This is a genomic window from Streptomyces sp. RPT161 (genome assembly GCF_027533845.1).
Classification (GTDB): Bacteria; Actinomycetota; Actinomycetes; order Streptomycetales; family Streptomycetaceae; genus Streptantibioticus_A; species Streptantibioticus_A silvisoli_A.
The window spans coordinates 42,629-66,994 of the sequence record NZ_JAPZVN010000030.1 but is presented as its reverse complement, the minus strand read 5'-3'; the positions used below and the strand labels follow the sequence as shown (position 1 = coordinate 66,994).

The following is a 24,366-nucleotide window of genomic DNA, read 5'->3' as shown; positions in this document are numbered from 1 at the left end:
TCGTAAGTCTGGACGGTGGGCGCGTGCCCGTTCCACGTGCAGAACACCGAGGACGCGTGGCCGTCCGAGGTGAAGTCCACCCGCAGCCAGCCGTTCTGCTTCCACACCTGCATCGACCACCCGGCGTTGGGCGTCGCCGACACCAAGGAGGCCGCGGCCGGCCCCAGATCGATCGCCACCCGGCCGCCGTTGACCGTGTAGCTGTTGATGTTGCCGGTGGACTGCGTCTGCCGCGGCGGCTGTTGCGGGGCGGCGGGCTGGGACGGTGACGGCGGCGGGGCCGAGGAGTCCTGCGGCCGGGGCCGGTGCGTGGACGACGTCTCCGGGCTGATGCTCGGCAGCGCGCTGGCCGACGTGCCGGCCCCCGAGATCGGCAGCGCACGCGGCGGGTCGTACGCCGTCCCCGCCAACACCGTGTGAACCCCGTACCAGGACAGGCCGATCGCCGCCCCCGTGGCCAACGCCCACGCACCGGTGTGAACCAACCCTCTTCGCACCGGACCATCCTGCCGCACTCGTACCAGGCGCCGGAACGGCAGGGAACGGCTCGCTCCGTATGGCGTACGGTGCCGGGCATGGCAAGTGTGCTCGTCGTCGAGGACGACCAGTTCGTGCGTTCCGCGCTCATCCGCCACCTCAGCGAGGCATCGCACACCGTACGCAGCGTCGGCACCGCCCTGGAGGCGCTGCGCGAGGTGGCGCAGGTCGGCTTCGACGTGGTGATCCTGGACCTCGGCCTGCCCGACCTCGACGGCTCCGAGGCGCTCAAGATGCTGCGCGGCATCACCAACGTGCCGGTGATAGTGGCCACCGCGCGCGACGACGAGGCGGAGATCGTCCGGCTGCTCAACGACGGCGCCGACGACTACCTGGTCAAACCCTTCTCGGTGGAACACCTTTCGGCGCGCCTGGCCGCGGTGCTGCGCCGCTCGCGCACCGCCGAGGCGTCCCCGGTGCTGCAGGTCGGGGGCCTGCGGATCGACGCACAGCGGCGTGAGGCGGTGCTGGACGGGGCCGCGTTGGACCTGACCCGCCGCGAGTTCGACCTGCTGGCCTTCCTCGCCGCCCGGCCCGGAGTGGTGGTGGCCCGCCGTGAACTGCTCGCCGAGGTGTGGCAGCAGGCCTACGGCGACGACCAGACCATCGATGTGCACCTGTCCTGGCTGCGCCGCAAACTGGGGGAGACCGCGGCGAACCCGCGCTATCTGCACACCGTGCGCGGTGTCGGTGTGAAGCTGGAGCCGCCGGGGCCGCGGGCATGAGATGGGCGCTGGTCAAGGTGGTCGTGGCGGTGACCGCCATGGTGGTGCTGGCGTTCGCCGTACCGCTCGGCCTGGTGGTACGGGAGATGGCCCGCGACCGTGCGCTGACCAACGCCGAACGGCAGGCTGCGGCGATCGGACCGGCGCTGGCCATCACCACCGACCGCGCCCAGCTGGATCGGGCGGTGGCCTCCACCCAGGCGGGCGCCGACGGCCGGATCGCCGTCCACGTACCCGCCGCCGGATCCGGTGGCGATGTCCAGATCGGGCGGCAGCGGGTGACGGGGGCGGACCTCGACACCGCCAGCAGGCTCGGCCGGGCCTCGACGCTGCGGGTGCCCGGCGGTTACGCGCTGCTGCAGCCCACCGCCGTCAGCTCCGGCTCGATCGCGGTGGTCGAGGTCTTCGTCCCCGAAGGCGACGTCACCCGTGGGGTGACCGCCGCGTGGGCGGTGCTGGGACTGGTGGGCGCCGGACTTGTGGTGGGCTCGGTGGTGGTCGCCGACCGGCTCGGCACCCGGCTGGTCCGCCCGGCCCGGCGGCTGGCCGCCGCCGCCCGCGACCTCGGCCAGGGCCGGCTGGGCGTACGGGTACGGGAGGACGGCCCGTCCGAACTGCGCGCCGCCGCCGTGGCGTTCAACTCCATGGCCGACAAGGTCGCACAACTGCTGGCGAACGAACGCGAGTTGGCGGCCGACCTGTCGCACCGGCTGCGCACCCCGCTCACCGTGCTGCGGCTCAACGCGGCATCGCTGGGCGACGGCCCGGCCGCCGAGCAGACCCGGGAGGCGGTGGCCCAGCTGGAGCGCGAGGTCGACCAGATCATCCGCACCGCTCGCGGTCAGGCCCAGCACTCCGCCTCGGCCGTGGGGTGCGACGCGGCCGAGGTGATCAGGGAGCGCATGGCGTTCTGGTCGGCGCTCGCCGAGGACCAGGGCCGCCGGGTGCGTACCGCGGGCGTGGAGCGGCCGGTAAGGGTGCCGGTGGCCCGCACCGAACTCGCCGCCGCGCTCGACGCGTTGCTCGGCAACGTCTTCCGGCACACCCCGGAGGGCACCGCCTTCGCGGTCGACGTACACAACTCCGAGGACGCCGTGATCGTGCTGGTCTCCGACGCGGGGCCGGGCATCAAGGACCCGGCGGCCGCCCTGCGGCGCGGGCACGGCGACGGGCGCCCCGGCTCCACCGGCCTCGGGCTGGACATCGTGCGCCGGGTCGCCGAAACCACCGGTGGCGACGTGGCGTTGGGCCGCTCGGTGCTCGGCGGCACCGAGGTGCGGGTGTGGCTGGCGCTGCAACCCCGCGCCCGTACCGGGGCGCGGCGGGGGCACCGGGTGGTGCGGCGCCGCAAGGGGCTGACCCGTCGAGGAGCCCCCGCGGGGTTCGGCGGGGTCGAAGCATAACCCCCGCCGATCCCTTCCTTAAGCGGGCCATAAGGCTGTCGGCACCTGCCCTGAACTGGCATTTTGTCCGTTTCGCAGCCGCTAGCGTGCTGCCATCCCCCCACCCCCGGACGCAGAGGTAGGCAACACCGATGAGCAGTTCGCACCGTCGCCGCCCCAGCCGCAGGGTCCAGTTGATCGGTGGCGTCGTGGTCTGCGCGGCGGTCGCGGGTACCGCGGTCGCCCTCGCGGGCTCGGCGCAGGCGGCCACGCTGGGTGCCGCGTTCACCAAGACCAGTGGCTGGAGCGGCGGTTACACCGGCCAGTACGTGATCACCAACTCCTCCAACCAGGCGCTGTCCGGCTGGACGCTGAAGTTCGACCTGCCGGACGGCGCCAGGATCAGTTCGCTGTGGAACGGCAAGTACACCGCCAACGGCTCGACGATCACTGTCACCGGCGAGGACTGGGACAGCTCCATACCGGCCGGGAAGTCGGTCACCGTGGGCTTCGTCGCCACCGGCGGGTCCGGGGCCGCCCCGGCCAACTGCCTCATAGACAACGCCAATTGCTCCGTGGACGGCGGCCCCACCCCGACCCCCACCGGCCGCCCCACCGGCACCCCGACGACCGCCCCGACCTCGTCCCCCACCACCGCGCCCACCCAGAGCCCGACGCCGACCGCCACCCCCACTTCCGGTTCCGGCAACGGCAGTTCTGCCAGCGCGGGCTTCTCGCCCTACGTGGACACCTCGCTCTACCCGGCCTACGACCTGGTGGCCGCCGAGAAGGCGACCGGCGTCAAGCAGTTCAACCTCGCCTTCATCACCGACGGCGGCTCCTGCACCCCCAAGTGGGGCGGGGTGACCGACCTGGGCGGTGACGCCACCGCCAACCAGATCGGCGCGCTGCGCGCGGCGGGCGGTGATGTACGGGTCTCCTTCGGCGGCGCCAACGGCAACGAGCTGGCCACCACCTGTTCGTCGGCCTCCGCGCTGGCCGGCGCCTACGGCAAGGTCGTCGACCAGTACAAGCTCACCAAGGTCGACTTCGATGTGGAGGGCGGCGCGCTGGCCAACACCGCCGCCAACACCCAGCGCGCACAGGCCATCGCCCAACTGCAGAAGTCCCACCCGGGCCTTGAGGTCTCCTTCACCCTGCCCGCCATGCCCACCGGACTCACCCAGGACGGCATCAACCTGCTGTCCAACGCCAAGAGCAACGGGGTGGACATCAACGCCGTCAACATCATGGCGATGGACTACGGCTCGTCGTTCAGCGGTGACATGGGCCAGTACGCGATCGACGGCGCCACCGCCACCCAGGCGCAGGTCAAGAGCGTCTTGGGGATCTCCGACGCGGACGCGTGGAAGAAGATCGCGGTCACGCCGATGATCGGGGTGAACGACGTGAGCGCCGAGACCTTCACCGTCGCGGACGCCACCAAGCTCGCCGACTTCGCCAAGTCCAAGAACCTGGCGTGGCTGTCGATGTGGTCCGCGACGCGCGACAAGCAGTGCGCCGGTGGCGCCAAGAACTACGCCGATGCGACCTGCTCGTCGATCACCCAGGACCCGAACGCGTTCGCCAAGGCCTTCTCGGCGTACGGCGGTTGATCACCGGCGGTCCGCCGACCGCCCCCAGAACGAGATGTCCCGACCAGACCCCCACCCGGCCGGGGCATCTTCGCGTCGGGCTCAGCGACTGTCCGGCAGACGCGGTGCCGCGCGTCGCCGCAGTGCGCCTCCCGCGACACCGTGGCGGGCCAGGTCTGCCCGAGGACTAGTAGTCCTGGGCGATGGCCTTGTGGTGCTGGACGACCTCTTCGATGATGAAGGTCAGGAACTTCTCCGCGAAGGCCGGGTCGAGGTGGGCATCCTCCGCCAGCTTCCGCAGCCGCGCGATCTGCGCCACCTCGCGGGCCGGATCGGCCGGGGGGAGGTTGTAGGCCGCCTTGAGGTGGCCCACGGCCTGGGTGCACTTGAAGCGCTCCGCGAGCAGATGGACCAGGGCCGCGTCGAGGTTGTCGATGCTGGAGCGCAGCCGCAGCAGCTCCTGCTGGGCCCGCTCGTCGAAGGCGGCGCCGTTGGTCACGTGGTCGCTCATCCCCGAAATGCTACAAGCCGTATCGGGCCCCGGGGACCGCGTATCAGGAGGTGAGATGGCGGATCCGGGTGCGCAGCTGGATGCCGTGCACCACCTCGACCACCCCGAGCACCACCAGCCAGATGCCAGTGACCAGGGTCAAGGTGGCGATCGAGCGGAACGGCTCGACGATCAGCACGATGCCGGCGAGCAGTGTGATGATGCCGAGGAACGCCTGCCAGCCGCGGGCGGGCAGCTCGTGGTGGGAGAGCGCGACCGCGGTCAGCATGATGCCCCGCAGCAGCCAGCCGAAGCCGATCCACAGCGCGAGCAGCAGCAGTGACTGCGCTGGACCGCGGAAGCAGATCAGCCCCAGCAGCACGCACAGCGCACCGGTGACGAAGCTCAGCACCCGCAGTTGCCCCGGTACGTGCGTACTGAACGCCCCGGCGAGCTGGAAGACGCCGCTCACCAGCAGATAGATGCCGAAGAGGACGGCGACCACCAGCAGCGTGGCCGCCGGCCACAGCAGTACGCACACACCCAGCGCCACCGCCGCCAGACCGGCGGTCAGCAGGACCTGCCAGGCGGAGTTGCCCAGCGCGGTCAGGAACGCGCCGGTAGGGCCGCTGCCGTAGGGGTGCTCGGTGTCGCGCGGGCCCCCGGTGCTGGGGTTGTCGGAGGGGATCGTCATGGCGGCTGCCTCCCTCGGGGCGGACCGGACAACCGGATACAGCCATCCTCACGCAGCGGCTCCGTTCCCGCCTGGTGAAGATCCTCTGGCGCCCATGACAAAGGCCCGGCCTGCTTTCGCAGACCGGGCCTTGCCCCATCAGGGTGAGTGACGGGACTCGAACCCGCGACATCCTGGACCACAACCAGGTGCTCTACCAGCTGAGCTACACCCACCACGACCGGCGCTTGCTGCTTCCCGCACCGGCCGAGAAGAAGCATACAGGGTTTTGGCGGGTGCTCGCGCCAGCCTTTTACGGGGCCTTAAGCACTGACCTCATTCGGCGGGCAGCACGTGCTTCGCCGCGATGGCCCGCGCGGTGTCCGTGTCCGGGCCGGGGGCCGGGACGAAGACCGCCTCGCGGTAGTACCGCAGCTCCGCGATGCTCTCCCGGATGTCGGCCAGCGCGCGGTGGTTGCCGTTCTTCGGCGGGCTGTTGAAGTACGCCCGCGGGTACCAGCGGCGGGACAGCTCCTTGATGGAGGAGACGTCCACGATCCGGTAGTGCAGATGCTGTTCGAGGCCGGGCATGTCGCGGGCGAGGAAGCCCCGGTCGGTGCCCACCGAGTTTCCGCACAGCGGTGCCTTGCGCGGCTCCGGTACATAGCTGCGCACATAGTCGAGCACCTGTTTCTCCGCTTCGGCGAGCGTCGTCCCCCCGGGCAGCTCGTCGAGCAGGCCGGAGGCGGTGTGCATCTCGCGCACCACCTCCGGCATGGTCTCCAGCGCCTCGGCGGGCGGCCGGATAACGATGTCCACCCCGTCACCGAGGACGTTCAGCTCGGAATCGGTGACTAGGGCGGCCACCTCGATCAGCGCGTCATGCCGGAGCGAGAGCCCGGTCATTTCGCAGTCGATCCACACCATGCGGTCGTTCATACGTCTCACCCTACGGGGCGATCCCGTTGACCTGGCATAGCCGTGCTACGAGCGGATCCCGGCAGCAGCCCGGGAACGCTCCCGGGGCGCCCGCCCGGCCGCCCGCCGCGGTCGCCGCGCAGCCGGGTCAGCCCGGGGGTTCCGGTCAGCCCGGAGATCTCCGGACCGTCCGCCCGGCCGTGCTGCTCGGGCGTCCGCGCCGCGTACACGTCGGACTCCGGCTTGCCCGGTTCGTGCCGCTTGCCGGGCTCCAGCCGCCGCCCGGCCTGCGGGCCGTCCAACGTCTGGGGCGCGCGCCGCTGGTGCGGCAGGCCCTCGGCCGGGGCGTCGCCGCGCTCGGAGCGCTCCGGCCGGTCGCCGCGGTCCTGGCGCTCGGCCCCCTCCTGTGGTCTGCGCGCCCGGAACGCCATCCGGTACGAGGCCGGGGACGAGCCCAGCTGCCGCCGGAAGTGCCCGCGCAGCGCCACCGGCGAGCGGAAGCCGCACCGCCCGGCCACCTCGTCCACCGAGTAGTCCGACGTCTCCAGCAGCCGCTGCGCCTGGAGCACCCGCTGGGTGATCAGCCACTGCAGCGGAGCGCTGCCGGTGAGCGAGCGGAACCGGCGGTCGAAGGTACGGCGGCTCATGTAGGCACGTGCGGCCAGCGTCTCCACGTCGAACTGCTCGTGGAGGTGCTCCAGCGCCCACGCCACGACCTCGGCCAGCGGATCCCCGCCGATTTCCTCTGGTAAGGACCTGTCGAGGTACCGCTCCTGCCCGCCGCTGCGCCGGGGCGGTACGACCAGGCGACGGGCGAGCGCGTTGGCCGCGTCGGCGCCGTGGTCGGTCCGCACCACGTGCAGGCACAGATCGATTCCCGCGGCCGTACCGGCCGAGGTGAGTATGTCCCCGTCGTCCACGTACAGCTCGCGCGGATCGACGTGCACCGATGGATAGCGCTTGGCCAGCGTCGGCGCGTACATCCAGTGCGTGGTGGCCGGGCGGCCGTCCAGCAGCCCGGCGGCGGCCAGCACGAAGGCGCCCGTGCACAGGCCGATGATCCGTGCCCCCTCCTCGTGCGCCCGGCGCAGCGCGGTCAGCGCCGAGGCGGGTGGCGGCTGGGAGATCGAGCGCCAGGCGGGGACCACCACGGTCCCGGCCCGGCCCAGCGCGTCCAGCCCGTACGGGGCGGTCAGCTCAAGGCCGCCGGTGGTGCGCAGCGGGCCGTCCTCGCCGGCGCAGACCAGCAGCCGGTAGCGCGGTACACCGGCGTCCTGCCGGTCGACGCCGAAGACCGAGAGCGGGATCGAGCTCTCGAAGATCGGGCCGCCGCTGAACATGAGCACGGCGACGACCTCCTTGCGACGCCGTGCGGATAGTTTGCGGCCTCCGGTGCCGATGGTGGTGGCCGCGCTGGTGGTGCCGCCAGTGGTCGCACCACTGGTCGTACCGCAGCAGCTCGGTACCGCGGTGCGGAGGGACGGAGTTGACGAGATCGCGGTCTCCGTCGCCGCACCGGTCCTGGAGTCCTGGGTCATGGCGGATGAGCCCCCCTCGGTCGACGCAACGTCCTTTCGGTACTGCACGTTTCCCCCGCCGTGTTACCCAAGATCGAATCTACTGTGTGTTCGCTCGGGATGCGGTGACAAGTTCACCATCCGGCACTAAGTCGACAAGACAACTTGGCGCGAAGCATTCGATCACGAAGCGTTCCACTCACCGGCTCCGCTGGGAAGTGCGCCTCGGTTATGCCCCTCGGTAACACACCGGCGCGGCTGGGGCGGTGCGCCCCCCTCCTTTGCGTTTCCGCTGGTGGTGGGGGTGTTGGAAGCGGACGTTCCGGACACCCATATCCCACAGAAAAGTTGGCCGAAAAGCATCGCGGAAATGGCCGCGCCACCCGGCCAACGCGCCGTCGTGCGCCCGGATTTACACCTCGCGCCGCTGTGCCCACCGGGCGCCGCCCCGATGTCGGACAGCCCGTGGGTACCGGCGATGACGCTCTGCGGCACGGTTCCGTGCGGGGATTCCCGGCGACGGGTGACGGTGGGGCGGCGTGAGGGCGGCAGGTGGTTGAGCGTCAAACGGATTCCGCTGGGAAGTGCAACCGGCCGTCCGGTTTTCAGCCGCCGGAGACGGGCGGCGGACGCCGGTTCGGGGTCTCGCCGACCCGGGCCAGCGACCAGAGCGGCAAGAGGCGTTGCGCTTCCCGCCGGGCTCCGGCATTCTCCTGGAATCTCCGGGTACTAAGTCCCACGGCGGGGCGTCCAACGGATCTGTCCAGGAACGCGCCGCCGCCGTACTCTGGAGGCAGCGGGAGGGCAACGCCCTTACCGGCCAACCTGGCCGTTCCCGTGGCCACCGCTGTCCGTGTCCGCTCTAGCGGCGCCCACCGCGCCGCCCTCGCCGAAAATCGCATCATGGCCGGTTACGAGCACCACGACCCCGCCGACGGCAAACCGCTCGCCGACTCGGTGGCGAAACCCGACGCGGCGGCGCAGGCGCGCCATTCTTGCGACCCGGCCTTCCAGCACGGCGTGGTCGTGGGCTTCGATGGCTCGGTCTCCAGCGAGCGCGCCCTCGCCTATGCCATCGGCATGGCCCGGCGGCTGCGCTCGGGGCTGATCATCGTCCATGTGGCCAACCGGCTGCCCGCCACCGTCTGGGCGGGCTGTGAGCCGCCGGTCTTCGTGGACGTGCCGGACCACCGCACCGAGGTACTCGGCCTGGAACTGGCCTGTGCCGACTACCTGTCCGAGGTGTCCTGGATCCTGGTCGAGCGCGGCGGCGACATCTGCCACGAACTGGAGGAGGTCGGCCGCGAGTACGCGGCGGACGCCATCGTGGTGGGCAGCACGCACGGTGTGATCGGCAAGATCTTCGGCTCGGTCGCGGGCCGCCTGGCCCGCCGCGCCCAGCGTCCGGTGATCGTGATCCCCTAGATAAAACGTTTTATCTGACTTTGGTCGGCCGCTGGATGGCGGTCGTCCCGGGATTCCGCCGAGGGTCCCGGGAGGCCTGCCCCCGGGACCGTCAGTGCGCTACTCGACCGTCACCGACTTCGCCAGGTTGCGCGGCTTGTCGATGTCGCGGCCCAAGGCCAACGCCGCGTGGTACGCGAGGAGTTGCAGCGGGATGCCCAGCAGGATCGGGTCCAACTCGGGCTCGTTGCGCGGTACCACGATCGTGTGGTCCGCGACCTCCTGCTCCTGGTGGCCCACCGCGAAGATGCGGCCGCTGCGGGCCTTGATCTCCTCCAGCGTGGCGCGGTTCTTCTCCAGCAGCTCGTCGTCCGGCACGATCGCCACCGAGGGCACCTCGGGCTCGATCAGCGCCAGCGGACCGTGCTTCAACTCCGAGGCGGGGTAGGCCTCGGCGTGCACGTAGGAGACCTCCTTGAGCTTCAGCGAGGCCTCACGGGCCACCGGGTAACCGCGCACCCGGCCGACGAACATCATGCTCTTGGCGCCCGCGTAACCGGCGGCAAGCTTCTTGATCTCCTCCTCGCCGCGCAGGATCTCCGCGATCTGCTCGGGCAGCCTGCGCAGCCCCGCGATGATCCGACGACCGTCGGCGACCGACAGGTCCCGCACCCGGCCCAGGTGCAGCGCCAGCAGCGCGAAGGCCACCGCGGTGTTGGTGAAGCACTTGGTGGACACCACGCACACCTCGGGCCCGGCGTGCACGTACACCCCGCCGTCCGTTTCCCTGGCGATGGCGCTGCCGACCACGTTGACCACGCCGAGCACCCGGGCGCCCTTGCGCTTCAGCTCCTGTACGGCGGCGAGCGTGTCATAGGTCTCGCCGGACTGGCTGACCGCGATGTACAGCGTGTCGGGGTCCACCACCGCGTTGCGGTACCGGAACTCGCTGGCCGGCTCGGCGTCCGCCGGGATCCTGGCCAGTTCCTCGATCATCTGGGCGCCGATCTGGCCCGCGTGGTACGCCGAACCGCAACCGAGGATCTTCACCCGGCGCACCCCGCGCGCCTCGCGGGCGTCGATGCCCAGGCCACCGAGGTGCACGGTGGCGAACCGGTCGTCGATCCGGCCGCGCAGCACCCGGTCCACGGCGTCCGCCTGCTCGCAGATCTCCTTGTGCATGTAGGTGTCGTGGCCGTCCATGTCATAGCTCTCGGCCTCCCACTCGATGGTGGTCGGCGAGGCGGCGGTACGGCTGCCCTCGGTGGTGTAGGTGCGGTACTCACCGGCCTTGATGGTGGCCATCTCGCCGTCGTCCAGGGTGATCACCTGGCGGGTGTGCCGCACCAGGGCGGCCACGTCGGAGGCGACGAACATCTCGTTCTCACCGATGCCCAGCACCACCGGCGAGCCGTTGCGGGCGACCACTATGCGGTCGGCGAAGTCGGCGTGCAGCACCGCGATGCCGTAGGTGCCCTCCACCCGCGACAGCGCTTCCTGGACCCTGGCCTCCAGCGTCTCGGCGGTGGAGCGGCCGATCAGATGGGACAGCACCTCGGAGTCGGTCTCGGAGGCGAACTCCACGCCGTCCGCGATGAGTTTGGCGCGCAGTTCGGCGGCGTTGTCGATGATGCCGTTGTGGACGACGGCGACCTTGCCCGCTGCGTCCAGGTGAGGATGTGCGTTGTCGTCGCTCGGCGCACCATGCGTGGCCCAACGGGTGTGGGCGATACCGGTAGTTCCGCTGAATCGCTTGGGTACCCGGGACTCCAGTTCGCGTACCCGGCCCTTGGCCTTGACGGTCTTCAGCGCCCCCGACTTGCCGCTGATCGCGACGCCCGCCGAGTCATAGCCGCGGTACTCCAGCCGCTGTAGTCCCTCCAGCAACAGCGGAGCAGCGTCACGTTTCCCGATATATCCAACGATCCCGCACATGGATGTGGGCCCTCCCTGGTGGTGCCTGGTGCTTGTGGTGCTTGAGTGGCTTGTGTGGCGCTGCCGGTGCCGTCAGCCGTAGACGATGCGGCGCAGCTGGCGAAGCGAGAACTCGGGCGGGGCCACCGCGCGGTGCGGCAGTTCCTCGGTGACCTGTTCGAAGATCTCGGCGTTTGACAGGCCCTTGGCCTGGAGTTCCCGGTGGCGCCGGCGTACGTAGTCCTCAGCCGACTCGTCGAAGTACGCCAGGACGTCGAGTACCACCCGGACGGCCTCGCCGCGCTGCAGCGTAGTGGTCCGTACCAGGTGGTCTACGAGTTCATCGTGAGAAGTCCGGCGTTCGAGCACCGGATGATCCTGCGGGAGAGAGGCCCCGCAGTGCAACATTCCTGCCCGATATCGGGCAGGGGTCACTCGATATCGGGGTCAGCTGCAAAGTATCCGGGAGGTTTGTCCCGGTTTGGGGGATTGGTTCGTCAGGCGATCAGCCCCAGTTCGCGAGCGATCAGCATGCGCTGCACCTCGCTGGTGCCCTCGCCGATCTCCAGGATCTTGGAGTCCCGCCAGAACCGCGCCACCGGGTACTCGTTCATGAAGCCGTATCCGCCGTGGATCTGGGTGGCCTCACGGGCGTTGGTCACCGCGATCTCCGAGGAGTACAGCTTGGCCAGCGCCGCCTCCTTCTTGAACGGCTCGCCGTGCAGCAGCCGGGACGCGGCGTCCCGCCAGGCCAGCCGGGCGGTGTGGGTGCGCATCTCCATGTCGGCCAGCTTGAACTGGATCGCCTGGTTCGCGCCGATCGGCTTGCCGAAGGCCTGCCGGGTCTTGGCGTAGGACACCGACTCGTCGACACAGCCCTGGGCGAGGCCGGTGGCCAGCGCCGAGATCGCGATCCGGCCCTCGTCCAGGATCCGCAGGAACTGGGCGTAGCCCCGGCCGATCTCGCCCAGCAGGTTGGCCGCCGGGACCCGGCAGTCGGCGAAGGACAACTCACGGGTGTCCGAGGCGTTCCAGCCGACCTTGGAGTACGGGGCCGCGACCGTGAAGCCCGCAGTGCCGGACGGCACGATGATCGAGGAGATCTCCGGCCGCCCGTCCTCCCGCCGGCCGGTGACCGCGGTGACCGTCACCAGTCCTGTGATGTCCGTACCGGAGTTGGTGATGAAGCACTTGGTGCCGTTGATCACCCACTCGTTGGTGGCCTCGTCCAGCCGCGCGGTGGTACGCGTACCGCCCGCGTCGGAGCCGCACTCCGGCTCCGTGAGCCCGAACGCGCCGAGCATCTCGCCGGAGCAGAGCCGGGGCAGCCACTCGCGCTTCTGCTCCTCGGTGCCGAACCGGAAGATGGGCATTGCCCCCAGCGACACCCCGGCCTCCAGGGTGATCGCGACGGAGGAGTCGACCCGGGCCAACTCCTCAAGCGCCAGGCACAGCGCGAAGTAGTCGCCGCCCATGCCGCCGTACTCCTCGGGGAACGGCAGCCCGAACAGCCCCATGCGCCCCATCTCGCGCACGATCTCGTACGGGAACTCATGGTGTTCGTAGAACTCCCCGATCTTCGGGGCGATGACGTCATGGGCGAACTCCTCGACGGTGCGCCGGAGTTCCTCGTATTCGGCGGGTAGCCGGTGGTCGATCGTCATGGAGTTCACTCCTTGTGGGAGAGGGCACGAACGGTACGGGACGGGCTTGGTCGGCCCAGGTGTGCCGCCATCCAGACGCTGGTAGCGGTGAGGCGGCCGAGGTCCACCCCGGTGTCGATGCCGAGACCCTTCAGCATCCAGACCAGGTCCTCGGTTGCGAGGTTTCCGGTGGCGCTCTTGGCGTAGGGGCAGCCGCCGAGTCCTCCGGCCGAGGCGTCCACGGTGGAGACGCCCGACTGGAGCGCGGCCAGGGTGTTGGCGAGCGCCTGGCCGTAGGTGTCGTGGAAGTGCACCGCGAGCCGGTCGGCGGTCAGCCCGGCCTCGCGCAGCGCGGCGAGCAGTGCGGTGACATGGCCGGGGGTGGCCACCCCGATGGTGTCGCCCAGGCTGAGTTCATGGCAGCCCAGGTCGAACAACCGCCGCGCCACCCCGACCACCTGGTGGACCGGGACCGGCCCCTCCCAGGGGTCGCCGAAGCACATCGACAGATAGCCGCGCACCCGCGCACCCGCGTCCCTGGCCCGGGACACCACCGGCTCGAACATGGCCAGTGACTCGTCGACGCTTCGGTTGAGGTTGGCCTTGGCGAACGACTCGGTGGCGCTGCCGAACACCGCGATCTCATCGACGCCCAGCGCCAACGCCCGCTCCAGACCACGCTCGTTGGGTACCAGCGCCGGAAGCCGGGCGTCCACGCCGGACAGCATCGGCATCAGCTGTTCCGCGTCGGCGAGTTGGGGAACCCACTTGGGGTGGACGAAGCTGGTCGCCTCGATGGTGCTCAGCCCCGCGTCCGCCAGGCGGCGGATGAACTCCGCCTTCACCTCGGTGGGCACGACGGCCTTCTCGTTCTGCAGCCCGTCGCGCGGCCCCACCTCATGGATCCGGACCTGGTCCGGCATGTCCTCGGCGGCGAAGGGCATGGGCAGCCCGGAGGGCTCGGATGCGGCGGGCAGTCCGCTGCTCGTCATGACTCCTCCTGCGGAACGGCGGTCGGGGTGACGACGGCCAGCACCTGGTCCATGGCGACCGTGCTGCCCGGGGTGACGTCGATCTCGGTGACGGTGCCGTCGTGCGGGGCGGTGATGACGTGCTCCATCTTCATCGCCTCGACCACCAACAGGCTCTGCCCGGCGGCGACCTTGTCCCCGGCGGTGACCTTGACCACGGTGACCGTGCCGGGCATGGGCGCGGTCAGGGTGTCGGTGCCCGACGCGCCGCCGGTGCCGCGCAGCGCCGCCTCGACCGGGTCGTGGTCGGTGACGTGCCAGGCGTCGCCGTCCCTGCCCAGCCAGCCGTCGGCGTGGCGGAAGACATGGGTCACGCCGTCCCAGTGCAGTAGCGCCCGGTCCCGGTCGAGGCGAAGGGCCGCGTCGACCGGCTCGCCGTCGCCGACCCGTACCCGGCCGGGGCGCACGCGCACCGCCACCGGCTCGTGCCCCGGAACCCGCAGGTGGTGCACGGTCCACGCGGGCTCGCCGCCCAGCCGCCAGCCGCTGGGCACCGAGAACGGGTCCGTCCACGCCGGGCCGTCCGGCGCGGTCAACGCCGCCTGCCGCAGCAGCGCCGCCGCCGCGTACACCTCGTCCGGGATCACCGACGCCACCAGTGAGGACGCGTCACGGTCGATCAGACCTGTGTCCAGCTCCCCCGAGATGACGGACGGATGCCCCAACAGCCGCCGTAGGAAGGCCGTGTTGGTGTCCACCCCGAGCACCACGGAGTCGGCGAGTGCGGCGCGCAGTCGGCGCAGCGCCGTCGGGCGGTCCGGGCCGTGTGCGATCACCTTGGCCACCATGGGGTCGTACGCGGTGCCCACCTCGGTGCCCAGGGCCAGCCCCGAGTCGACGCGGACGCCTTCGCCGCCCGGCTCGCGCAGCGCCAGCACCGACCCGGCCGAGGGCAGGAAGTCCACCCTCGCCTGGCCTGCGGGCCCCTCGGTGACCCGGGCGGTCTCGGCGCAGATCCGGGCCTCCACGGCATGTCCGGTCAGGGCGATGTCGGACTGCCCGAACGGCAGCGGGTCCCCGGCGGCGACGCGCAACTGCCACTCGACCAGGTCGAGTCCGGTCACCAACTCCGTTACCGGATGCTCCACCTGGAGCCGGGTGTTCATCTCCATGAAGCAGTAGGCGGCCGGATCGGCGCCGGGCACGATGAACTCCACCGTGCCCGCGCCCCGGTAGCCACAGGAGCGGGCCGCCTGTACGGCGGCCTCACCCATGGCCGCGCGGGTCGCCTCGTCCAGCAGTACGGACGGTGCCTCCTCGATGACCTTCTGGTGGCGGCGCTGGAGCGAGCACTCGCGCTCGCCGAGGTGCACCACCTGGCCATGGCCGTCGGCCAGTACCTGGATCTCGATGTGCCTCGGGCGGTCGATCCACCGCTCCACCAGCAGGGTGTCATCGCCGAAGGAGCCCAGCGCCTCCCGGCGGGCGGCGGCGATCTCCTCGGCCAGCAGCGCCTCGTCGCGGACCAGGCGCATGCCCTTGCCGCCTCCGCCCGCCGAGGGCTTGAGCAGCACCGGGACGCCGATCTTCTGTGCGGCCTCGATGAGTTGGGCGTCGGTGAGCCCGCTGCCGTCACTGCCGGGGACGACCGGCACGCCCGCCGCCCTTACCGTCTCCTTGGCGCGGATCTTGTCGCCCATCAACTCGATGGCGCCGGCGGGCGGGCCGATGAAGACCAGCCCGGCGACCTCGCAGGCCCGGGCGAAGGCGGCGTTCTCAGCGAGGAAGCCGTAGCCGGGATGGACCGCCTGCGCGCCGGTGCGCTCCGCCGCCTCCAGCAGCCGCTCGATGGACAGATAGCTCTGGCTGGCCGCGGGCGGCCCGATCCGCACCGCCTGGTCGGCCTCCCGCACATGGCGTGCCTCGGCGTCGGCGTCGCTGTGGACCGCGACGGAGCGGATGCCGAGCCGCCGCAGGGTTCGGATCACCCGGACGGCGATCTCGCCCCGGTTCGCCACAAGGACCGTCTCGAACATCTGGTGATCCCCCCTACATCCGGAAGACGCCGTAGCCGGGAGACGCCGGATCTCGTTGTGGAATGGGCGAGTTGGCGCAGGCCGTCAGGGCGAGGCCGAGGACCGTGCGGGTCTCCAGCGGGTCGATCACCCCGTCGTCCCAGAGCCGGGCGGTGGCGTAGTAGGCGTTGCCCTGGGTCTCGTACTGGGCGCGGATCGGGGCCTTGAACCGCTCCTCCTCCTCGACCGGCCACTGCTCGCCCGCCGCCTCCAACTGGTCCCGCTTGACGGTGGCGAGCACGGAGGCGGCCTGCTCGCCGCCCATCACGGAGATCTTCGCGTTGGGCCACATCCACAGGAAGCGGGGGGAGTAGGCCCGGCCGCACATCGAGTAGTTGCCCGCGCCGTACGAGCCGCCGATCACCACGGTCAGCTTCGGCACCCGGGTGCAGGCCACTGCGGTGACCATCTTGGCGCCGTGCTTGGCGATGCCGCCCGCCTCGTACTGCCTGCCGACCATGAAGCCGGAGATGTTCTGCAGGAACAGCAGCGGGATGCCGCGCTGGTCGCACAACTCGATGAAGTGCGCGCCCTTGAGCGCCGATTCGGCGAACAGGATGCCGTTGTTGGCGACGATGCCCACCGGGTGGCCGTGCAGCCTGGCGAAGCCGGTGACCAGGGTCGTGCCGTACTCCGCCTTGAACTCGGCGAACCGGCTGCCGTCCACCAGCCGGGCGATGACCTCGCGCACGTCATAGGGGGTGCGCGAGTCGACCGGCACCGCGCCGTACAGCCCGGCGGGGTCGACCGCCGGTTCCTCGACCGGCGTCACCGACCACGGCAGCGGTCCGCGCTGCGGCAGGGTGCCGACGATGTTCCGCACGATGCGCAGTGCGTGGGCGTCGTCCTCCGCCAGGTGGTCGGTCACTCCGGAGACCTTGGAGTGCACCTCTCCGCCGCCCAGTTCCTCGGCGGTGACCACCTCGCCGGTGGCCGCCTTCACCAGTGGCGGGCCGCCGAGGAAGATCGTGCCCTGGTTGCGGACGATCACCGCCTCGTCGCTCATCGCCGGTACGTAGGCGCCGCCCGCGGTGCACGAGCCCAGCACTGCCGCGATCTGCGGGATGCCGCGCGCCGACATCGTCGCCTGGTTGTAGAAGATCCGGCCGAAGTGCTCGCGGTCCGGGAAGACCTCGTCCTGCCGCGGTAGGAAGGCGCCGCCGGAGTCCACCAGGTAGACGCACGGCAGCCGGTTGTCCAGCGCCACTTCCTGGGCGCGCAGATGCTTCTTGACCGTGATCGGGTAGTACGTGCCGCCCTTGACCGTGGCGTCGTTGGCGACCACCACGACCTCGCGGCCCGCCACCCGGCCGATCCCGGCGATCACCCCGGCCGCGGGCGCCTGCCCGTCGTACATCCCGTCCGCCGCCAGCGGGGCCAGCTCAAGGAAGGGTGAGCCCGGGTCCAGCAGCCCGTCCACCCGGTCCCGCGGCAGCAGCTTGCCGCGCGCGGTGTGCCGGGCGCGGGACTTCTCGCCGCCGCCGAGCCGCGCTGCGGCCAGCTTCTCGCGCAGCCCTGCCGACAGTTCGGCGTGCGCGGCGGCGTTGGCCGCGAAGGCCTCGGATGCCGGGTCGACCGCGCTGCGCAGCGCGGGTGGTGCCGTGTCACGCATTGCCTTGAGCCCCCTTGCCCACGGCGCGGATGTTAGTGGTCGTTAACCTGACCTCAGGTTAACGCTCGCTAACGCGTCTGTCTACAATTAATTCCATGCAGTCGACGAGGGCCGGGGCGACCCGGCGTGAGCAGATCCTGAAAGAAGCCGCACAGCTCTTTGCCGAGCGCGGTTTCCACGGCGTCGGCGTCGACGAGATCGGTGCCGCGGTCGGGATCAGCGGCCCTGGCCTGTACCGGCACTTCGCGGGCAAGGACGCGATGCTGGCCGAGCTGCTGGTCGGCATCAGCGGCCGACTGCTCGCCGAGGGCAAGCGCCGGGTGGCCGAGGCGGCGGACCCCGCGCGGGCGCTGGACGCGCTGGTGCGCGGGCACGTCGAGTTCGCCCTGGACGACCGGCCGCTGATCGTGCTGCACGACCGCGAGCTGGACCGGCTGCGGGACTCCGACCGCAAGCTGGTGCGCCAACTGCAGCGGCAGTACGTCGAGTTGTGGGTCGAGGTGGCGCGCCAGCGGCATCCGGACGCCACCGAGGTCGAGGCGCGGGCCGCTGTGCACGCGGTCTTCGGCCTGCTCAACTCCACGCCCCACCTGGGGCTGAGCGGTGAACTGCCGGGCCGGCAGGCCACCGGGTCGCTGCTGCGCCGCCTCGCGCTGGGCGCCTTCGCCGCACTGGACGGCTCGGCCCGCGAATAGTCCGGCCTGGACAGATTCCAAACCGGGAAGTAACTTGCTGAGCGCTTGCTTAGGCTGAAACTCGCCCATGGGGAGGCGCAAGTGCGTCGCACGGTTTTCCACGAGGAGCACGAGGCGTTCCGTTCCACGATCCGTGACTTCATCGCCGCCGAGGTCGCGCCGGTCTACCACGAGTGGGAAGCGGCCGGGCACGCACCGCGCGACTTCTACTACAAGCTCGGTGAGCTGGGCGTCTTCGGTATAGAGGTGCCCGAGGAGTACGGCGGCGCGGGCGAGCGCAGCTTCAAGTTCAACGCCGTCATCAGCGAGGAACTGGCCCGCGCCGGAGTGAGCTTCGGCGGCAGCAGCGTGCACACCGCGCTGTGCCTGCCGTACCTGCTCAAGTACGCCAACGAGGAGCAGAAGAAGCGCTGGCTGCCGGGGTTCGTCAGCGGTGAGATCATGACCGCCATCGCCATGACCGAGCCCGGCACCGGCTCCGACCTGGCCGGGATGAAGACCACCGCCAAGCTGTCCGAGGACGGCACGCACTACGTGCTCAACGGTGCCAAGACCTTCATCACCGGCGGTGTGCTCGCCGACCGCGTCCTGGTCTGCTGCCGCACCTCGCCGCCGGACCCGCAGGACCGGCGCGGTGGGATCTCCATCCTCGTGGTGGACACCAGGAGCGAGGGGTACGCCGTCGGCCGCAAGCTGGACAAGCTGGGCCTGAAGACCTCGGACACCGCCGAACTCTCCTTCAGCGACGTCAAGGTGCCGGTGGAGGACCTGCTGGGCGAGGAGGGCAAGGCGTTCGGCTACCTCACCCACAACCTCCCGCAGGAGCGGCTCGGCATCGCCGTCAGCGCCTACGCGCAGGCCTCCGCCGCCGTACGGTTCGCGACCGAGTACGTCAGGGAGCGCACCGTCTTCGGCAGGACGGTCGCCGAGTTCCAGAACACCAAGTTCGTGCTCGCCGACTGCAAGGCAGAGGTGGACGCCGCGCAGGCGGTGGTCGACCGGGCGCTGGAGGCCCATGACGCGGGGGAGTTGACCCCCGCCGACGCCGCCTCCGCCAAGCTGTTCTGCACCGAGGTCGCCGCCCGCGTCATCGACAAGTGCCTCCAACTGCACGGCGGTTACGGCTACATGATGGAGTACCCGATCGCCCGGCTGTACGCCGACACCCGCGTCACCCGCATCTACGGCGGCACCAGCGAGGTCATGCGGTCCATCATCGCCAAGTCGCTCGGGCTGTGACCACGGCGCCATGAACGAACCACTGCGATCCCTGCTCGAACTGCTCGACCTGGAGCCGATCGAACGGGACATCTTCCGGGGGGCCAGCCGCCCCGCCCTCGTGCCCAGGGTCTTCGGCGGCCAGGTCGCCGCCCAGGCACTGGTCGCGGCGGGCCGCACCGTGCCCGCGGAACGGCACGCGCACTCGCTGCACGCCTACTTCCTGCGCCCCGGCGACCCGGGCGCGCCGATCGTCTACGACGTCGACCGGATCCGCGACGGGCGCTCCTTCACCACCCGGCGGGTGGTGGCGATACAGCACGGCCAGCCGATCTTCCACCTGTCGGCGTCATTCCAGACCTACGAGGAAGGGCTCGAACACCAGGAACCCATGCCGTCCGCGCCGGATCCCGAGTCGCTGCCGACCGCCGAGGAACTGCTGCCCGGGCACGCCGACCGGTTCCCCGACCCCACCGTGGTGGACCGGCTGCTGGAGGCCCGCGCCGCGGTCGACCTGCGGTACGCGGAGGATCCGCCGTTCCTCACCGCCGGGCAGCGCCGTGAGCCGCGCTCACAGGTTTGGTTCCGTACCCGCGGCAAACTGGACGACGATCCGCTGCTGCACGTCTGCCTGGCCACCTATGTGTCGGACATGACGCTGCTCGACTCCATCCTGCTGGCGCACGGCCGCGGCGGCTGGGCGGTCGGCGACGTGGTGGGCGCCAGCCTGGACCACGCCATGTGGTTCCACCGGCCGTTCCGCGCCGACGAATGGCTGCTGTACGACCAGCAGAGCCCGTCGGCGTCGGGAGGCCGCGGCCTGGGCACGGCACGGATCTACACCCAGGACGGGCGGCTGGCCGTCTCGGTGATCCAGGAGGGCCTGGTACGGGTGCCGCGCGCCGGCTACTCGGCGAGCCCCGCGGCGGACAGCAGATAGGCGGTCATCGGCTCGTAGTGCTGCGGTGCCACATGGTCGTCCAGCGGCACGGTGACCAGCAGCGACCCCTCCGCCTCGCCGAGGAACAGCGCCGGGTCGTTGCAGTCCGCGTAGCCGGTCGCGTCGATGCCGCGCTGGCCCGCGCACCCCGCCCAGCCGTGGTCGGCCACCACCAGCTGCGGCAGCGGACGTCCCTCGCGCTCCATGGCGTCCAGGATCGCCGACATGGGGTCGGGGGAGTGGGTGTGCACCAGCGCGGCGGTCCGCAGCACCATGGCGACGCCGCCCATCTGCAGCACCCTGCCGTCGTCCGCGCGCAGGTCCCCGGGAATCTCCACGATCTCGCACCCCACGGCCCGCAGCGCGGCGGCCGTCGCAAGGTGGACGCCCAGTAGCCCACCCGGGTGTCCGGTGGCGAGCAGCACCCGCTGCTTGCCGGCCGCGGCCTTGCGCAGCACGACTGCCATCCGGTCCAGCGCGTCGACGGTCAGCTCAGGGTCGATGGTGTCCTGCCCCGACCGGTGCGCCGGGTCGGCGACCACACCGCAGCGCTCGGTCATCACCTTCAGCACGGCGTCCTCGTCGGTCCAGCGGTCGCCGAGGTCCAGTCCCAGCCAGTAGTACCGGTTACCGGACGCCAACTCGCGGTAGTGCTCAAGGTTGTTCTCGCGACTGGTGGCGACGTTCCCGGCGATCCGGGTCCGTATGAGGTGGTCGATCAGGGCCTGGCGGGACGGGGTGCGAACTGTCGGCATACGACCCATTGTCTCGTGCCCGGGAACGGACGTACGACGAGCGGCCAATCGCAACGAAGGCGTGACCCTACCGAGTGGTTTATGGCAGTGGCCGCACAGAAGCGCGGCGCTCACACATAGCGCAGGGCGAACCACAGGTCGGCGCGCACCTCGGCGTCGTCCAGATCGGCGTCCAGCAGCGCCGCGGCCCGGGCGATGCGCTGCCGCACGGTGTTGCGGTGCACGCCGAGCGCCACGGCGGCGCGGTCCCAGCTGCCGTGCAGTGAGATCCAGGCGCGCAGGGTGTCGACCAGCGCCGGAGAGCCGACCAGCGGCGCCAGCCGCGCCACCGCGTAGGCGCGCGCCTCCCCTTCCGCCACCAGCGAGGCGAAACCGGACCGCGCCGACCGGTGCCGCTCCAGTGCCGTCCGGTGTGCGACGGCCCGCCGCAACGCCGCCGAGGCCTGTGCGTCCGCCGTGGGCAGTGAACCCGCCGGTACCGGCTCGCTCACCCCCAGCGTCCAGCCGGGCCGCGCGGTGACCCCGCGCCCCTCGGGCAGCAGTGCCCGCAGCGTGCCGCCGGCCGCGTCCACCAGCGCGGTACCCAGGGCCGCCGCCAGCTCTCCGACGGCCCGCTCATCGGTGTCGGCGCCCCGGCGCCGGGCGTGCACCACCGTCCAGCGTCCCGCACCGTCCGCCGCCTCGGTGAGCGGCGCGACGGCCTCGTCCGGGGAGGCGCCCAGCAGCAGCCGGACCAGGGCCGCGGTGCGCCGCTCGTCGCCCGCGCCCCGGTAGGACCCGGTCAGCAATGAGAGCAGCACCGCGGCCATCGCCGCGATGGTCTGCTCGCGGAACTCCCGCCGCTCGGCGGCCAGCGCCAGCACCGGGCTGCCCTCGCCGGGGCCGCCTCCGGCCAGCGCGTAGGCGGCCAGCCGGGTGCCGCCGACCGCGTCCGTGGCGGACGCGGGGGCGCCCGGCCGGTCCGGTCGCACCACGGCGGCCAGTGCGTTGAGCGCGGCCCGCGCCTCGGGGCTCACCGGCGGCCCGGCCGCGTACAACTCGGCGCCCCGAGGATCGAGCAGCACGGCCCGCGCGTCCAGGTGGTGGGCGAGCTGGCGCAGTACGGCCGGTACCGGGTCCGGGCGTGCGGCGGCGGAAGCCAGCCCCTGCTGCGCCTCCGTGATCCGGCGCAGCTCCCGGTGCCGGGCCTCGGCCATCGCCTGCCACACGGCGCGCGCGACGGCCGTGAACGGCGTGCGTGGCGGCACTTCGAGCAGCGGCAGCCCGTGCCGTTCGCAGGCGGCCACCAGGGCGGGCGGCGTGGTGTCGTGCACCGGCGCCAGACCGAAGCCGAGGGCGGCGGCGCCCGCCTCCACGGTCCGCGCCACGTAGCGCTCCAGATACTCCCCGCCGGAACCGCCGCCTGCGACCGCGCTCCCCGTGCCGGAACCGCCGCTTCCGTCGGCTTCCCCAGCACCGGCCGCGCCCCCCGCGAAGTGCACCCCCGCGGTCAACAGCAGCTCGCCGCCGAGCAGATACGGCACCGGATCGGCCATCTCGCTGGTGTGCACCCAGTACACCAGGACCTCGTCCGGGGGCGGCCCGGCCACCTGCCGCAGCCCGAGGTCGGCGCGGAGCAGCAGCGATGACAGGGGGACCGCCGTGGTGGGAGGCGTCAGCTCCGGCATGGATGTTCCATCCACTTCAGTGGTTTCTTATGGATGAAACGTACACTTCAAGGCCATTCGGCGGCCACCTAGGGTCAACGCACGAATCGCTACCCCCGAAGTGGAGGCGTGCGCATGGCCCTGGATTACGTGGTGATCGCCGTATATCTGCTGGCCATGCTCGGCATGGGCTGGTGGGGCATGCGCCGGGCCCGGTCCAAGAGCGACTTCCTGGTGGCGGGCCGACGGCTCGGCCCGGTGATGTACTCCGGCACCATGGCGGCGATCGTGCTGGGCGGCGCCTCCACCATCGGCGGAGTCGGCCTCGGCTACCAGTACGGCCTGTCCGGCGCGTGGATGGTGTTCACCATCGGGCTCGGCCTGCTGGTGCTGAGCGTCCTGTTCTCCGCGCGCATCGCCCGGCTGCGCGTCTACACGGTCTCCCAGATGCTGGACCTGCGGTACGGCGGCTCGGCAGGGGTCATCTCGGGTGTCGTGATGTGGGCGTACACCCTGATGCTCGCCGTCACCTCGACCATCGCCTACGCGACCATCTTCGACGTGCTGTTCGGCATCGACCGTACGCTGGCGATCGTGCTGGGCGGCGCGATCGTGGTCGCGTACTCCACACTCGGCGGCATGTGGTCGATCACCCTCACCGACATGGTGCAGTTCGTGGTCAAGACGATCGGGGTGCTGCTGCTCCTGCTGCCGATCGCGGTCGTCAAGGCGGGCGGCTTCGCGCGGATGCGGGCGGAGCTGCCGCACGAGTACTTCGCCCCGCTGGGCATCGGCGGGCAGACCGTCTTCACCTATGTGCTGATCTACACGTTCGGCATGCTGATCGGGCAGGACATCTGGCAGCGGGTGTTCACCGCGCGCAGCGACCGGGTGGCCAGGGCGGGCGGCACCGTCGCCGGTACATACTGTCTTCTGTACGCCCTCGCGGGGGCCGTCATCGGCACCGCGGCCAAGGTCCTGTACCCCAGGTTGACCAGCGCCGACGACGCCTTCGCGACGATCGTCAAGGACACCCTGCCGGTGGGCGTACGGGGACTGGTGCTGGCGGCGGCTCTGTCCGCCGTCATGTCCACGTCCTCCGGCGCGCTGATCGCCTGCGCCACGGTGGCCAACAACGACATCTGGGCACGGCTGCACGGCCGTTCGGCGCGCGCCGGAGGCGAGCACGACGAGGTGCGCGGCAACCGGCTGTTCATCCTCGTGATGGGGCTGGCCGTGATCGGGATCGCGACCGCGCTCAACGACGTGGTGGAGGCGCTGACCGTCGCCTACAACCTCCTCGTCGGCGGCCTGCTGGTGCCGATCCTCGGCGGCCTGCTGTGGCGGCGCGGCACCGGCGCGGGCGCGCTGGCCTCGGTCGCGGTGGGCGGCGTGACGGTGATCGGCCTGATGGCGTGGAAGGGCGTCCTCGCCAACGAGCCGGTCTACTGCGGGCTGTTGGCCTCGCTGGCCGCGTACGTGATCGTCAGCCTGGCCTCCAAGCCGACGGACGCGGACACGCTGGCCGTCTGGCGGGAACGGCTGACTGGGGCAAGCCCCCAGGAGGCGGTACAGCTTCATTAACCGGGGGCTTCATCCCCAAACCCCCACCGGGGCTTCGCCCCGGACCCCTCGGGCACCGCCCCACACCCCCTG

General features: G+C 71.1%; 21 protein-coding genes and 1 tRNA gene. 8 read left to right on the top strand and 14 right to left on the bottom strand.

Annotation, left to right across the window (positions count from 1 at the left end):
* The coding region (locus O5O46_RS32820; RefSeq protein WP_269859304.1) for a hypothetical protein at window positions 1-497 on the bottom strand (497 nt) is incomplete at its 3' end.
* A gap of 78 nt (window positions 498-575) precedes the next feature.
* Between O5O46_RS32820 and O5O46_RS32815 the strand changes: the two genes are divergently transcribed.
* From O5O46_RS32815 to O5O46_RS32805, 3 genes are all read left to right on the top strand, one after another.
* Window positions 576-1,262: a response regulator transcription factor gene (locus O5O46_RS32815; RefSeq protein WP_269859303.1), complete on the top strand. Its 687-nt coding sequence runs from the start codon at window positions 576-578 to the stop codon at window positions 1,260-1,262.
* Window positions 1,259-2,665 (top strand): sensor histidine kinase, encoded by a 1,407-nt coding sequence (locus O5O46_RS32810; RefSeq protein ID WP_269859302.1) that lies wholly within the window; start codon window positions 1,259-1,261, stop codon window positions 2,663-2,665. Before O5O46_RS32815 ends, O5O46_RS32810 begins: the two co-directional genes overlap by 4 nt.
* A 131-nt stretch (window positions 2,666-2,796) precedes the next feature.
* Complete coding sequence (locus O5O46_RS32805) at window positions 2,797-4,260, top strand: glycoside hydrolase family 18 protein (protein ID WP_269859301.1); 1,464 nt, start codon at window positions 2,797-2,799, stop codon at window positions 4,258-4,260.
* Between the two features lie 166 nt (window positions 4,261-4,426).
* Here O5O46_RS32805 and O5O46_RS32800 read toward each other — a convergent pair whose 3' ends face one another.
* From O5O46_RS32800 to O5O46_RS32780, 5 genes are all read right to left on the bottom strand, one after another.
* Window positions 4,427-4,750, bottom strand: coding sequence for a chorismate mutase (locus O5O46_RS32800; RefSeq protein ID WP_269859300.1), 324 nt, complete (start codon window positions 4,748-4,750; stop codon window positions 4,427-4,429).
* A 43-nt stretch (window positions 4,751-4,793) separates the two neighbouring features.
* Window positions 4,794-5,423, bottom strand: coding sequence for an HdeD family acid-resistance protein (locus O5O46_RS32795; RefSeq protein WP_269859299.1), 630 nt, complete (start codon window positions 5,421-5,423; stop codon window positions 4,794-4,796).
* 142 nt (window positions 5,424-5,565) lie between these two features.
* Window positions 5,566-5,638 (bottom strand) — tRNA-His (locus tag O5O46_RS32790).
* Between the two features lie 100 nt (window positions 5,639-5,738).
* Complete coding sequence (gene orn, locus O5O46_RS32785) at window positions 5,739-6,341, bottom strand: oligoribonuclease (RefSeq protein ID WP_269859298.1); 603 nt, start codon at window positions 6,339-6,341, stop codon at window positions 5,739-5,741.
* A gap of 5 nt (window positions 6,342-6,346) precedes the next feature.
* Entirely contained in the window at window positions 6,347-7,660 is a 1,314-nt protein-coding gene (locus O5O46_RS32780; protein WP_269859306.1) for a helix-turn-helix domain-containing protein, read from the bottom strand.
* Between the two features lie 1,080 nt (window positions 7,661-8,740).
* Between O5O46_RS32780 and O5O46_RS32775 the strand changes: the two genes are divergently transcribed.
* A complete protein-coding gene (locus O5O46_RS32775; protein ID WP_269859297.1) occupies window positions 8,741-9,262 on the top strand; it encodes a universal stress protein in 522 nt (173 codons plus the stop codon).
* 99 nt (window positions 9,263-9,361) lie between these two features.
* Here the strand turns inward: O5O46_RS32775 and glmS are convergent, their stop codons facing one another.
* The 6 genes from glmS to O5O46_RS32745 all read right to left on the bottom strand — a co-directional run bounded on the left by glmS (window position 9,362) and on the right by O5O46_RS32745 (window position 17,456).
* A complete protein-coding gene (gene glmS, locus O5O46_RS32770) occupies window positions 9,362-11,176 on the bottom strand; it encodes a glutamine--fructose-6-phosphate transaminase (isomerizing) (protein WP_269859296.1) in 1,815 nt (604 codons plus the stop codon).
* A 72-nt stretch (window positions 11,177-11,248) separates the two neighbouring features.
* Complete coding sequence (locus O5O46_RS32765; protein WP_269859295.1) at window positions 11,249-11,524, bottom strand: hypothetical protein; 276 nt, start codon at window positions 11,522-11,524, stop codon at window positions 11,249-11,251.
* A gap of 128 nt (window positions 11,525-11,652) precedes the next feature.
* Window positions 11,653-12,819: an acyl-CoA dehydrogenase family protein gene (locus O5O46_RS32760; RefSeq protein ID WP_269859294.1), complete on the bottom strand. Its 1,167-nt coding sequence runs from the start codon at window positions 12,817-12,819 to the stop codon at window positions 11,653-11,655.
* Window positions 12,820-12,824: 5 nt separating this feature from the next.
* Window positions 12,825-13,790, bottom strand: a complete 966-nt coding sequence (locus tag O5O46_RS32755; RefSeq protein WP_443072685.1) for a hydroxymethylglutaryl-CoA lyase — start codon at window positions 13,788-13,790, stop codon at window positions 12,825-12,827.
* Window positions 13,787-15,805, bottom strand: a complete 2,019-nt coding sequence (locus tag O5O46_RS32750; protein ID WP_269859293.1) for an acetyl/propionyl/methylcrotonyl-CoA carboxylase subunit alpha — start codon at window positions 15,803-15,805, stop codon at window positions 13,787-13,789. The genes O5O46_RS32755 and O5O46_RS32750 overlap by 4 nt, the downstream gene beginning before the upstream one ends.
* Window positions 15,806-15,818: 13 nt before the next feature.
* On the bottom strand, window positions 15,819-17,456 hold the full coding sequence (locus O5O46_RS32745) for a carboxyl transferase domain-containing protein (protein ID WP_269859292.1): 1,638 nt from the start codon (window positions 17,454-17,456) through the stop codon (window positions 15,819-15,821).
* A 95-nt stretch (window positions 17,457-17,551) separates the two neighbouring features.
* On the opposite strand from O5O46_RS32745, the gene O5O46_RS32740 reads away from it, so the two are divergent.
* The 3 genes from O5O46_RS32740 to tesB all read left to right on the top strand — a co-directional run bounded on the left by O5O46_RS32740 (window position 17,552) and on the right by tesB (window position 20,309).
* Complete coding sequence (locus tag O5O46_RS32740; protein WP_269859291.1) at window positions 17,552-18,151, top strand: SACE_7040 family transcriptional regulator; 600 nt, start codon at window positions 17,552-17,554, stop codon at window positions 18,149-18,151.
* A gap of 81 nt (window positions 18,152-18,232) precedes the next feature.
* Complete coding sequence (locus tag O5O46_RS32735) at window positions 18,233-19,390, top strand: acyl-CoA dehydrogenase family protein (protein ID WP_269859290.1); 1,158 nt, start codon at window positions 18,233-18,235, stop codon at window positions 19,388-19,390.
* Window positions 19,391-19,400: 10 nt separating this feature from the next.
* The gene (tesB, locus tag O5O46_RS32730) at window positions 19,401-20,309 is read left to right on the top strand and encodes an acyl-CoA thioesterase II (RefSeq protein ID WP_269859289.1); all 909 of its coding nucleotides are present in this window, start codon (window positions 19,401-19,403) and stop codon (window positions 20,307-20,309) included.
* Here tesB and O5O46_RS32725 read toward each other — a convergent pair.
* Together O5O46_RS32725 and O5O46_RS32720 are read right to left on the bottom strand one after the other, a co-directional pair.
* On the bottom strand, window positions 20,276-21,073 hold the full coding sequence (locus O5O46_RS32725; RefSeq protein ID WP_269859288.1) for a phosphatase: 798 nt from the start codon (window positions 21,071-21,073) through the stop codon (window positions 20,276-20,278). The genes tesB and O5O46_RS32725 overlap by 34 nt on opposite strands.
* Before the next feature lie 101 nt (window positions 21,074-21,174).
* The gene (locus tag O5O46_RS32720) at window positions 21,175-22,731 is read right to left on the bottom strand and encodes a PucR family transcriptional regulator (RefSeq protein ID WP_269859287.1); all 1,557 of its coding nucleotides are present in this window, start codon (window positions 22,729-22,731) and stop codon (window positions 21,175-21,177) included.
* A gap of 114 nt (window positions 22,732-22,845) precedes the next feature.
* Between O5O46_RS32720 and O5O46_RS32715 the strand changes: the two genes are divergently transcribed.
* Window positions 22,846-24,294, top strand: a complete 1,449-nt coding sequence (locus tag O5O46_RS32715; RefSeq protein WP_269859286.1) for a sodium:solute symporter — start codon at window positions 22,846-22,848, stop codon at window positions 24,292-24,294.
* Window positions 24,295-24,366: the final 72 nt, after the last annotated feature.

Coding starts and splice junctions, on each gene's coding strand:
- O5O46_RS32815 (WP_269859303.1), top strand. CDS start 576: ATGGCAAGTGTGCTCGTCGTCGAGGACGACCAGTTCGTGCGTTCCGCG.
- O5O46_RS32810 (WP_269859302.1), top strand. CDS start 1,259: ATGAGATGGGCGCTGGTCAAGGTGGTCGTGGCGGTGACCGCCATGGTG.
- O5O46_RS32805 (WP_269859301.1), top strand. CDS start 2,797: ATGAGCAGTTCGCACCGTCGCCGCCCCAGCCGCAGGGTCCAGTTGATC.
- O5O46_RS32800 (WP_269859300.1), bottom strand. CDS start 4,750: ATGAGCGACCACGTGACCAACGGCGCCGCCTTCGACGAGCGGGCCCAG.
- O5O46_RS32795 (WP_269859299.1), bottom strand. CDS start 5,423: ATGACGATCCCCTCCGACAACCCCAGCACCGGGGGCCCGCGCGACACC.
- orn (WP_269859298.1), bottom strand. CDS start 6,341: ATGAACGACCGCATGGTGTGGATCGACTGCGAAATGACCGGGCTCTCG.
- O5O46_RS32780 (WP_269859306.1), bottom strand. CDS start 7,660: ATGTTCAGCGGCGGCCCGATCTTCGAGAGCTCGATCCCGCTCTCGGTC.
- O5O46_RS32775 (WP_269859297.1), top strand. CDS start 8,741: ATGGCCGGTTACGAGCACCACGACCCCGCCGACGGCAAACCGCTCGCC.
- glmS (WP_269859296.1), bottom strand. CDS start 11,176: ATGTGCGGGATCGTTGGATATATCGGGAAACGTGACGCTGCTCCGCTG.
- O5O46_RS32760 (WP_269859294.1), bottom strand. CDS start 12,819: ATGACGATCGACCACCGGCTACCCGCCGAATACGAGGAACTCCGGCGC.
- O5O46_RS32755 (WP_443072685.1), bottom strand. CDS start 13,790: ATGACGAGCAGCGGACTGCCCGCCGCATCCGAGCCCTCCGGGCTGCCC.
- O5O46_RS32750 (WP_269859293.1), bottom strand. CDS start 15,805: ATGTTCGAGACGGTCCTTGTGGCGAACCGGGGCGAGATCGCCGTCCGG.
- O5O46_RS32745 (WP_269859292.1), bottom strand. CDS start 17,456: ATGCGTGACACGGCACCACCCGCGCTGCGCAGCGCGGTCGACCCGGCA.
- O5O46_RS32740 (WP_269859291.1), top strand. CDS start 17,552: ATGCAGTCGACGAGGGCCGGGGCGACCCGGCGTGAGCAGATCCTGAAA.
- tesB (WP_269859289.1), top strand. CDS start 19,401: ATGAACGAACCACTGCGATCCCTGCTCGAACTGCTCGACCTGGAGCCG.
- O5O46_RS32725 (WP_269859288.1), bottom strand. CDS start 21,073: ATGGGTCGTATGCCGACAGTTCGCACCCCGTCCCGCCAGGCCCTGATC.
- O5O46_RS32720 (WP_269859287.1), bottom strand. CDS start 22,731: ATGCCGGAGCTGACGCCTCCCACCACGGCGGTCCCCCTGTCATCGCTG.
- O5O46_RS32715 (WP_269859286.1), top strand. CDS start 22,846: ATGGCCCTGGATTACGTGGTGATCGCCGTATATCTGCTGGCCATGCTC.